Genomic DNA, 10,279 nt, shown 5'->3' with positions numbered 1-10,279 from the left:
ATGGGTCAATGGTCGTTGACACCCACATCATACTAGAGGGCTTTTTTTCTTTCAAGACCCGGAACATCCTTCAAACAGGAATGCTGCCCCGTTAGTTGAAGAAGAGATGGAGAAGTTTTTTCCCTCATAAGATTTAATAGACATCTGCATAAGCTACTTTCAATTGTTCTCTTAATTGCTTGTTTTCCTTTTCCAACTTCTTATTTTTCCTTTTCAGTGTTGCAATAAAGTAATCATTGTTGTTTTCATTCACTTCTCGTTTTACCTGTTTCGGTGTAGGTACTCTCGTAGAGTTTCAATTCTCCAACGGAAGCCCTGGTATTATCGAGCGTTGCTTTTGATACATCAGCCTATCCTTTAATTAGTTTAGTCTATTTAAACGTAACAATAACTCTCTTTTTTTATATCAAAATATCCATCTTTTTCTCGCGCTTTATTAGGAAATAAATAATAATGATGCTTACGATAACCATGCTGCTGAAAGAAACAGGGGCTAACCACTTAGGATTCCAAATGTGTATCATATCCGGCAATAATCGATTCAGGCCGAAGATCAAGAAACCGACAACAAATGGGATTTGGATTCCAATTAATGAAACCATATTGGGAACTACATTTGAAAAACTCATCGTAAGTGTTACAAAGAAGAACCCGATCAAGTAAATAGCAGCGATGCAAAGCATGATGAATTGGAAAAACGTTGGGTCAAACCAGGATTCATTCCCAATAAATGTGTTGACACGCACATTAAAAAACATGTCCGTATTGTTCAAAGAATACAGACTGAAATAAACGGCCAACAATCCAGTAATGACGATGAATGTTGCAATATACCCTGCCAGAATTTTCGTTTTGAAAAGATTTCGTCCCTCTTTCGAAGTGTATTGCAGCAGAAGGAGCCCCCTTGAACGGTCCCGCAGTATTATTGGCGAGATGACTAGCACAACGCTGAACAGGATAACAATGCCAACACCTTTAATAAATGATTTAAAGTTCCGGATAACTATTTCCGTGTATACTCCGAATTTTTCTTCAGCAATCAATTCCATTAAACGGTCTCTCTTGTTAACATTAGATACTTCAGGAGTATTTTTCCTGAAATTATAAAACTCAATCAGCCTTTCACGCTCTTGCAACTCCCAAAAGAGATCGATAGTATTATCGAAAAAAATATCATTTTGCAAGGCACGTGCCTCTTCAGAAGGATTCCACCAATCATATGCTTGGAATTTTTCATATGTATCCAATCCAACTACAATAGCATCTTCCCTCGACTGCAAATATCGATTTGCTTCTTCAAATTTTTCCTCATATGTGTTTTGGAAGTCAATGAATTCATCCTCATCCATCGCATCACCGTATTTCTCTACCATCTCAACTGCAATATTGTATGAGTAAATACCATCTCCATTCGGGAAATTAGTAATATAAAACTCGATCAATAGAAAATAGAGTACCGCATTGATAAACAACAGCAATAACATCGTTTTCCACGTGAAGATTTTCTTCAATTCATTCCATAAAATTCTCATTGCTGCACCCCCTCATGAAATATCGACCTTACTAAAACGTTTATACGAAATATAGCAAACTGCAATCGTAATCATCGTCCAACAGCTAATTGTCATCCATTCAAAGTTTTCAAAAAGAATCAATCCGCTGCTTCCCATGAACGAGAAACTGACTGCTAAGAGTAAAGTCGGTAAAGTATACGCAAAGACGAATAATAGGTTTGAAAACTTTGGCATAAAGCTTGGTAATAGCCACATGAGGACGAATAGTGCTGCGATTAGAAAGAAAGTGATGTAGCTGTTTTTCACCGCGACAGAAATTGCAAATGTTAAACCTGAAAATAACAGTAGCGAGATGAAAACAAATGCAATTACACCTATTAGAAAGGTTCCTACAGATAAATCCCACCAAGCGACATACGGGAAATTATGTTCCCAGTTAAACGCACTGCTAATGGATGTTTGCCAGACGTGGGAGTAATCAAAAACTGTGAAAAACGTTCCGAGTGTTATCGCGAATAGGAAGACTACAATAGTTGTAGCCATTGTTAAAGAAGCTAGAAGCTTGTTCTTCATCAACTTTCTGCCACTTTTGGTGGAGTACGCAACGAGATGTGTCTTGTTTTCAAACTCATACGTCGTGATCAATGCAGTCGTCAAGACGATTAATAGAAGAGATTCGATAATGATATGCAGGAAGACCGTTTTGAATAGAAATTTATGCATGTAGTACGCTTTCCCTGCGAAAAACCATTGCTTATGCTCTCCGTTTTCAACCATTTCCTCGTACCGCTCTGAGAATTTCTCGTATTCATTCAGAAGTGTTTCAGCAGCATTGCCACTGAGACGATACTTCTCTATATCCGCCTCACCCAATTTTCGTATATCAATTTCTTCATAGTTTTCATCAATCGAATTTGCCATGTTCAAATACATTTCTTTTAGTTGCAGTTGGTGAATGAACTCCCATTGTTCATCGGTATAATTCTCGTGATCCTCAAAGTGCAATCCGCCAAGGAATTCATTGACGCTTGTAAACTCGGACGCTGTCATCCTTTTTAATTCAGCTATGTCGATTTGAACGTCTCTGCTGAAATCGTCCAATGAATCATCTGTTATGTCCAATTCGTACGTTTCGATAATTTCATTGATTATCTTCAATTCTTCTTTATGGTCGGATGAACTGATGATGACAAATAGATTAAAAGCCGAAAAGACGATGAGCAATGCAATCATGATAGGCGTTGTCAATGCCTTCTTATATTCATAGATGAGTATACGCATCAAACTTCCCCTTCGATTTCATCGCGGTATTCGTAAAGGAACACATCCTCCAGCTCCGGCACGACTGGCTTCCATTCAACTTCCGGCACGCCTTTATGGATAAAGCGGACAATCATCTTGTCATACTCTTGCTTCTCAGAAAGAAGGACATATTTCTTCCGGAACGCTTTCATCAATTCAAAATCGACGGTTGTTTCGAACACATACCCTTTCAATGTTGAACAAATATCCTCAACCGAATCCTTATAAAGCAGTTGCTTGTTTTTGATCATAATGATTTCATTCGCAATCGATTCAATATCCGATACGATATGGGTAGATATAATGACAAGTCGGTCACGGGCGAGTTCCGTGAGTAAATGACGGAAACGCGCCCTTTCTTTCGGATCGAGGCCTGCCGTAGGCTCGTCTAAAATGAGGATTTCCGGATCGTTCAGCAATGCTTGAGCGATGCCGACACGTTGAATCATTCCACCAGAAAATTTCTTCATTTTTTTATTTACTACATCACCTAAAGCGACTTTTTCCAAGAGTTCGTCTATTTTTCGGAGTGCCTCTTTTTTCCCTAACCCTTTCAAGGCTGCTAAATACAACATATATTGCTTAGGCGAATAGTTTTTGTAATAACCGAATTGCTGCGGCAAAAAGCCTAACAGTTCACGGTACTGCTCATCCATAGCTATGATGTTTTTTCCGTTATAATAGATTTCCCCTTCGCTTGGCGTAATCAAGGTCGCCAACATTTTGATGAGCGTCGTTTTCCCTGCCCCATTTGGAGCAAGCAATCCATAAAGACCCGTTTTGAATTCTAAATTGATCTGTTGCAATGCGGTAAAATCACCGTAACGCTTGCTGACATTTTTCACGACTAACATGTTAAAATACCCCCTCCACCTGCTTGAATACGATTAGTTTTTTCAAGTAGTTCATATAAATTATCAGGCAACAGAGTAGGACAACCGCATATACGATTACTGGTATATGAAGAAGGACCCCGTTGTAAAAATCGTTATTCGCCGACTTCAAAAGTGTGTTACCCATGATCCATACTGTTATTGTTACCGTGACAATCCCTTTTGTCCTCCGATTCATCAAGGCGACTAAAAGAATGATTGAAAATAGGAACAGAGATGTGCCAGATAGCATGAACGCACGCATAAAATGGATTTCTTCAAATTTCATAGCAATAAAGGCAATTGCCAACGTATTGAGGATCAGTGTAGAAACACTAAACGCCAGCATTCGAAAGGCAATGACTTGATAAACATTATATTTACAAGCCATTTCCACGTCGTACGTAGCATTTTGTGTTTTATTCACGTACGTATAGATTGAGAGAGCAAGGAACAGAATCGGTGACAACAGAAAAATAAATGCGTAAAGATCTTGGATTTCGACTTGATTTGGTATGATGAGAAACAGGCTGTATATTCCTATGACGATAGTTAAAATAAAGCTAAGTTCCAATCGATCCGAAAATAGATGCCTCCAGCCCACCTGTTGCACCATTGATTGCAAATAGGACGAAAAGGATTCTCTCTTTACCAAACCTTGTGAGATGATTTGACTGATCTGTCTCTCGATGGTGCTGTCATTGGGCATCGGAATTTTAAATTTATCTTTCTTCACTTTTCTCCACCTCCATTTCTTTACGGATCCATTTCAGTGCTGTGTAGTATCTTGTTTTGACAGTCGATAATGGAATCGCTTCAATGGTTGAAACTTCCTTTAGCGTATAATCACCGAAAAGCTTTAAGCGGATAATTTGCTGTGAATGTGCATCAAGCCGATTGACGAGCTCATTGATAAGCTCGAACTGCTCCTTGTATTCAAGTGAGATTTCCATATTGTATTCATCTTCAAATTCCTGATGGATGTCCTCGATCGGCCGGGTAAATTGCGCATATCGATAATGCTTAGAACGGAAATAATCTACGATATGGTTTGAAGCGAGCCTATACAGCCATGTACGAAAAGATGCTTTTTTCGGGTCATAGGTATGTATGGATTGCAAGACGGCAATGAAAATCTCCTGCGTTAAATCCAGTGATAGCTCTGCGTCCAGCGTCTGCTTATAATGAAAAGCATACATTTCCTTATAATATTTCGACACGAGCGCATTCGCTGCGGACTCACTGGCATTTTTCTTTATCTGTTTGATCCAGCGTAAATCATTCTCCATTTATTCATCACATGCTTTCCAATATCATTGCCCTATAAGTATATTCGTAATTTGCACGAAAAAAGTTTTAAAATTCTTAATGAAAAATCAGTTCTAGAGAGGACTGAGTAGTTTCGGAAGATTAAACTGATATATTATCATACCAACATGAACCTAAAAGGAGTGTATTTTGATGGTAACAGGGAGGAAGAATCCTAAAGTTGATGAATATTTAAGTAAGACCAGGAAATGGAAGGTCGAATATGTGAAGTTACGGGATAGCGCTTTTAAGTGTGAGGAGCTGAACGAAGAAATTAAGTGGATGCATCCTTGTTATACGTTTGACAATAAAAATATAGTTTTAATCCATGGGTATAAAGAATATTGTGCGTGAACACAAGTTAAACAACACTCTTCAACTAACCTGTCCCTTTAGTTCAATAAGAAAAAAGGCTTTACTCCTTCTTGAAGTAAAGCACCTCGTTAGTTAAATATCGTTAATGACAAAAAGAAACGTTAGTCCTTTAAAATGTACAACACTCAAACAATCAAAAAAACCTGTTACTCTGAAGTTTCTTTTTCTTTCTTACCAATACTAAATCCAAGCACAATACCAATGATAAGTGTAGTTAAAGAAATCATTTCAAAATCTTTGATAATAAAACTGAGTACTAACCACATTACTACTGCCCCTAAAATTGCTAATAATAAATTTTTCATAAGTTATCTCCCATACAGTTTGAATTGTTTTAATATTAACACTATATCAATCTCATTAAAATGGTTATTGAACTAAACTGCCTCTTTAGTTCAATAAGAAAAAAGGCTTTACTCCTTCTTGAAGTAAAGCACCCGTTAGTTTAACAATCACTATCGTAGATCTATTCAGTCTATCTTCCTTAAAGGAACTATTAAAAGGTTTGCAATTTTTTTGATTGTTAACAAATGGTCTTCTTGTAGTAAGAGTTGCTTCGGGTCAACAATCTCGTACAATAATATGTTAGATTTTTTCTGTACCTTTAGTTCAACCCGACCTTCTTCTTTTCTGCCAGAAATTCAATTACATCTTCTAGATTTGTAGTATACAGGAGTGTATTTGTAAAATCATACATCGTATTATGTTCCACTACAAGGTATTCATCAGGATGAATGGTACCGAATAATTTTTTCCATTTGAATTTCTTTTCCATCTTTTTTGTCTCTTCATTGACTCTATCCGTATCTATTTTTAAAACAGCAAAACTTGGAGCTTTAATTCTAGTATTTGAAAACTTACTCTCTAAGGAAACAATGGATTCTGAAGTTAGTTCCATCTCTGTTGTGACCGCAACGTTTCCTGATTCGTCCATTCTATCAGCCAAATGTACAGATTCATCTTCATCCAGGTCTTCTTCAACAAAAATTGCAATACAATATAAATCCTTTTCTACTTTCTTCTTAAAAAACATATAGCTTCACCTTCCTTTAGGTCCATGGGAACAGCCACCGCGTTTCGAACTATTTCAGAAATCTCAAGTATCTGACTACTACGCTATGAAATGTATCATCTTTGTATAGCTTTTACCACTTTGTACCATGCTTCAAAGCCTGTTGATGCTACGGTGATTTCTATCTTTGCATCTGGAAGTGTTTTTGGTGTTTTATAAATCCACTTTTTCAATATTTTGGCCCGATTGTTGAACACAAATTAAACATCGTTTTTCAACTAAACTGCCCGTTAGTTCAATAAGGAAAAAGGCTTTACTCCTTCTTGAAGTAAAGCACCCGTTAGTTGAACAATGTGAATAGCTTTATAAAATTAACGGTTTAAAAGTGATGAAAAATCATAATAAACATTTAATACATCATCACCTAATGGATGACCAAATACTTGAGTTTTTAAAGGTAATACTTCTTCCTTTTCAAGTTGTTGCAGGTATTTTTGAAATCCTGTATCAATAGCTTTTATATATTCTTTTAGTTTAAATTGATATTTACCTATAGTACTTTCAAGATGGTATTCTTTATGTTCGATAAAAAGGTTTGTGCCATCTCTGGAAAATATATAGTAATCAGAGTTTCCGTGACAATCCAATTTCGCCTCACAAATTTCTCCCTTATATAGTGAAGAAAGCGTTGAGAGAAAATTTGGGATTGCAACAAAACCTATACCTGATTTAAAACTAAATAACTGTATGTCATCCGAAACGTCAAATTGAATATCTCCACCGTGGAAACGGATATCAATAAAACAGTTATAATTAGAATCCATAAAATCTACCTCCATAACATTTTTTTGTTGAACAAATCTGCTCCGTTAGTTGAACAAGAAAAAAGAGCCGTCTAAGCAGCTCAACGATATTCAAGTAAAGCACCCGTTAGTTGAAGAACGGAGTAATCTAAAAAGATTCTTCTATTTACATAAATTTATTTTTGTAAAGTAATTCAACAAATCTCTCGTTCAGTGAATCCCTCATCAATTTAGAATGGAATTTCTTCTTTAAAAGCCTTTGTGTATTTCTCAATCAGTTCTTTTCTTTCTTCATCATTACTAAACGGAATATCTCCACCGACAGGGATTACAGTGTGCCAATTTTCTTCTTTTAAGTACCTTGTTGCAAATAAATACGTTTGTTCTTCTAATAAAAGTTTATCATCTTCCATTAGAAACAAATATTCTCCTTCGTACCCACCTTGTTGATTCACTTTAACTGTACCGTTCAATTCGCCCTTAATATTATCAATTACCTCGACCTCGAATTGTGTTTCTGGATAACCGTTTAATGATTTTGTGCCAACTTGTTTTATGACCTTTCCTAAAAATACATTATCTGAAAAACCTACAACTTCTCTTGGATTGTATATATCAATGACAGAATTTGTTTCCATTGTTTTAATGATTGGGTTTTCTGGAGGATTATTTGTAATGAAGTTAGGTACGAAAATCCCTAATGCCAAAGAAGCTGCTATTGCAGGTCCTATAATGAAAGACCATTTACGTTTAGAATTCCTTATCTCTAACTTCGCCTTTGAAACTCCCATTTTGCTTCTTTCACTTAGCTCTTTTGGTATTTCAATTCTACTCATTTCTTGCTTAATATTATTGCCCATATACACCATCTCCTTTCAAATCTATACGGAGCTTGTTTAAAGCTCTGTATAAAACTGTTTTTGCCGTGCCTAGAGGAATATCGAGTGCTTTCGATACTTCTTTAATCGTCAAACCTACGAAAAATCTTAAAATTATAACACTTTTCTCATCTTCATTTAAATGTTCGATTAAGTCTCGAACCGTCATTTTTAAATCAATATCTTCATTGACATCTCCCGATATAAACTCTTCAAATCCTGGCTTTAATTGAACTAGATTTTTTTGCTTTCGAAGTAAATCAATAGCACAACTAATTGCAATTCTTATTAACCAGGTTTTAAAGTATTTAGGTTCTTTAAGATTTTTGATTGATTTAAATGAACGGTATGCTGTCTCTTGAACAACATCAAGAGCATCACTTTGGTTCTTTACATATACAAAAGCCATTCTATAAATATCTTGTTCGTATTCCTGAAATAATGTTAAAAACGCTTTATCATTACCTTTTTGAGCCTTTTTCACTAAATCCAACAAACAATACCACCTCCCTGATTACCTTTCATTCATTAGACGGACAGTTTATTGATTTGGCTTTAATTCCTTATAAAAAAATAATCGTCCTGTATGTAGAAGGACGATAGAAGGACGATAGAATGACATTTGCTTAGTTTTTTTCTGATATTTCTTCTTCCACTAAACTGCCCCGTTAGTTTAATAAATATTAACCAAGCTACTTAATATTTTCTGGGTTAATAATTGTAATTGCTGGTTCAAATTTTGAAATAATATCTACTTTATGTTCAATACAAGCTAATGAGTAATGTGTTAATTTACCGCTTGGAGGAAACGATTTTCTCTGTATGAAATCAAAGTAATTAGACTTATCATAAATCCGAAATGACTTACCCCGAAATACCTCACTATCATCCCATATAGTAAAATCATCATAAATAACAGAATAGGTAACGTAATTTTTAAAATCAATTTGTAAGGTTACCACTTTGCTGTCAGGGTGTGGAAAGATGAGTAAGTCTGTTGGATTGTCACTTTTGTTGATTATTATTCTAAGTCTTTTATCCTCAGTTCTTGGTTCTAAGATACTTTCAAATGATATATAACAATCGTTTGCTTTTATTAACTCCTCAAATGTCATTGTCTTCCCCCTTTTTTCAGCCAGTCCTTATTGAACTAACCTGCTTCTTTAGTTGAATAAGAAAAATTAGCCGTCTAAGCAGCTCAATGATCTTCAAGTAAAGCACCCGTTAGTTCAATAAGAAAAAGCGATTATTCATTGCTATCGGGCATGAGAAATTTTGTTTTTCTATTATTCCCAAGGTTTCCAAGGTAAAGGTGACTTTTCCCAATCAGTTGGTACTTCACCACTCTCAATAGTTTTACTCCAGTACTCTCCGCTTTTATTATTAAATAAAATGATATTATTTTCATTTACTACTATTAGTTCCCAATCATTTTGTTCTTGTGTAACTGTAACTGTATCTGGAGTTAGCTTTGCTATATCTTGCAAAGCATTTGAAACTAACCACGAACCAACAAAAACACAAATTCCAAAAAAACAATTGATAATGACAAAAAACTTTTATTCATCTTCTCTCACCCCATCGAATTAAATTCTATCTATTTATACCAATTACTTCAACAAAAGTACCCTTATTGATCTAACCTGCCCCTTTAGTTGAATAAGCGTTTTAGGTTGAAACGTTGATTAATTCATCTTAGCGAGAAACAGTTGTATCCTTTTTTCCAATAACAAGCGATATAATGGCAAAAATGATTAAAAAGAAACTAAGAATGCCATAAGCTCCACCTTCGAATCCTCTAATGTTAACAAAACCAATATAGAAGAGAATGGCAGCGGCTATAATTGCTAGGATTCCAGGCAACATCCTTACAAATAAGGAAAAGCCTTTTTTATTGAACCACCACGTAACCATCAATATAATAATCCCTGGTATAAGTGCTATCAGGAAAGGTGCTAAAAGCATCATTAAAATCCACCCCTTTGCATTTTTTCAAACATACTCCCTTTATTGCACTAACCTGTCCCTTTACTTTAATACGTTTGACACGCATGGAAGTTCCAATATTAAGTAAATTATCCAGTTTAAATTAACAAAATCCATTTCTTCTTCTTGAACTAACCTCCCTCTATAAACATTGATGTATCAACGGCTTACACTACTTCATCATGTAGAATAAATATTTTTTCACGTATTTCATAAACAGAGTCTTGAA

13 protein-coding genes and 2 pseudogenes are annotated in these 10,279 nt (G+C 35.5%); 1 reads left to right on the top strand and 14 read right to left on the bottom strand.

Translation table 11 applies throughout. From position 1 onward, the window contains the following. Window positions 1-133: 133 nt before the first annotated feature. The 6 genes and pseudogenes from AC1TO4_RS19565 to AC1TO4_RS19540 form a co-directional block, all read right to left on the bottom strand. Window positions 134-350: pseudogene (locus tag AC1TO4_RS19565) on the bottom strand (DUF6262 family protein); the annotation flags it as partial. A gap of 51 nt (window positions 351-401) precedes the next feature. Further along, entirely contained in the window at window positions 402-1,532 is a 1,131-nt protein-coding gene (locus tag AC1TO4_RS19560) for a hypothetical protein (RefSeq protein ID WP_482106678.1), read from the bottom strand. Window positions 1,533-1,544: 12 nt separating this feature from the next. Beyond that, window positions 1,545-2,795 (bottom strand): hypothetical protein, encoded by a 1,251-nt coding sequence (locus AC1TO4_RS19555; protein WP_482106677.1) that lies wholly within the window; start codon window positions 2,793-2,795, stop codon window positions 1,545-1,547. Continuing rightward, a complete protein-coding gene (locus AC1TO4_RS19550; protein ID WP_482106676.1) occupies window positions 2,795-3,670 on the bottom strand; it encodes an ABC transporter ATP-binding protein in 876 nt (291 codons plus the stop codon). The genes AC1TO4_RS19555 and AC1TO4_RS19550 overlap by 1 nt, the downstream gene beginning before the upstream one ends. A 1-nt stretch (window position 3,671) precedes the next feature. Continuing rightward, window positions 3,672-4,424: a hypothetical protein gene (locus AC1TO4_RS19545; protein ID WP_482106675.1), complete on the bottom strand. Its 753-nt coding sequence runs from the start codon at window positions 4,422-4,424 to the stop codon at window positions 3,672-3,674. Next, window positions 4,411-4,977 carry an RNA polymerase sigma factor gene (locus tag AC1TO4_RS19540; protein ID WP_482106674.1) on the bottom strand — a complete coding sequence of 189 codons (567 nt, stop codon included), beginning with the start codon at window positions 4,975-4,977 and terminating at the stop codon, window positions 4,411-4,413. Before AC1TO4_RS19540 ends, AC1TO4_RS19545 begins: the two co-directional genes overlap by 14 nt. Window positions 4,978-5,149: 172 nt before the next feature. On the opposite strand from AC1TO4_RS19540, the pseudogene AC1TO4_RS19535 reads away from it, so the two are divergent. After that, a pseudogene (locus AC1TO4_RS19535) lies at window positions 5,150-5,347 on the top strand (DUF1801 domain-containing protein); the annotation flags it as partial. A gap of 170 nt (window positions 5,348-5,517) precedes the next feature. Here the strand turns inward: AC1TO4_RS19535 and AC1TO4_RS19530 are convergent. The 8 genes from AC1TO4_RS19530 to AC1TO4_RS19495 all read right to left on the bottom strand — a co-directional run bounded on the left by AC1TO4_RS19530 (window position 5,518) and on the right by AC1TO4_RS19495 (window position 10,032). Beyond that, window positions 5,518-5,676, bottom strand: a complete 159-nt coding sequence (locus AC1TO4_RS19530; protein ID WP_482106673.1) for a tRNA U-34 5-methylaminomethyl-2-thiouridine biosynthesis protein — start codon at window positions 5,674-5,676, stop codon at window positions 5,518-5,520. Window positions 5,677-5,975: 299 nt separating this feature from the next. Next, window positions 5,976-6,404 (bottom strand): hypothetical protein, encoded by a 429-nt coding sequence (locus AC1TO4_RS19525; protein ID WP_482106672.1) that lies wholly within the window; start codon window positions 6,402-6,404, stop codon window positions 5,976-5,978. A 350-nt stretch (window positions 6,405-6,754) separates the two neighbouring features. Beyond that, the gene (locus tag AC1TO4_RS19520; RefSeq protein WP_482106671.1) at window positions 6,755-7,207 is read right to left on the bottom strand and encodes a hypothetical protein; all 453 of its coding nucleotides are present in this window, start codon (window positions 7,205-7,207) and stop codon (window positions 6,755-6,757) included. A gap of 209 nt (window positions 7,208-7,416) precedes the next feature. Continuing rightward, window positions 7,417-8,046: a hypothetical protein gene (locus tag AC1TO4_RS19515; protein WP_482106670.1), complete on the bottom strand. Its 630-nt coding sequence runs from the start codon at window positions 8,044-8,046 to the stop codon at window positions 7,417-7,419. Continuing rightward, window positions 8,036-8,560: a sigma-70 family RNA polymerase sigma factor gene (locus AC1TO4_RS19510; protein WP_482106669.1), complete on the bottom strand. Its 525-nt coding sequence runs from the start codon at window positions 8,558-8,560 to the stop codon at window positions 8,036-8,038. The genes AC1TO4_RS19515 and AC1TO4_RS19510 overlap by 11 nt, the downstream gene beginning before the upstream one ends. A 196-nt stretch (window positions 8,561-8,756) precedes the next feature. After that, the gene (locus tag AC1TO4_RS19505) at window positions 8,757-9,179 is read right to left on the bottom strand and encodes a hypothetical protein (RefSeq protein WP_482106668.1); all 423 of its coding nucleotides are present in this window, start codon (window positions 9,177-9,179) and stop codon (window positions 8,757-8,759) included. Between the two features lie 171 nt (window positions 9,180-9,350). Continuing rightward, on the bottom strand, window positions 9,351-9,551 hold the full coding sequence (locus AC1TO4_RS19500; protein ID WP_482106667.1) for a hypothetical protein: 201 nt from the start codon (window positions 9,549-9,551) through the stop codon (window positions 9,351-9,353). 208 nt (window positions 9,552-9,759) lie between these two features. After that, a complete protein-coding gene (locus tag AC1TO4_RS19495; protein ID WP_482106666.1) occupies window positions 9,760-10,032 on the bottom strand; it encodes a YesK family protein in 273 nt (90 codons plus the stop codon). Between the last annotated feature and the right edge of the window lie 247 nt (window positions 10,033-10,279).

Source organism: Sporosarcina sp. Y838 (genome assembly GCF_056786515.1).
Note: the sequence above shows the minus strand (reverse complement) of the source record. Positions and strands in the feature narration are given on the sequence as shown.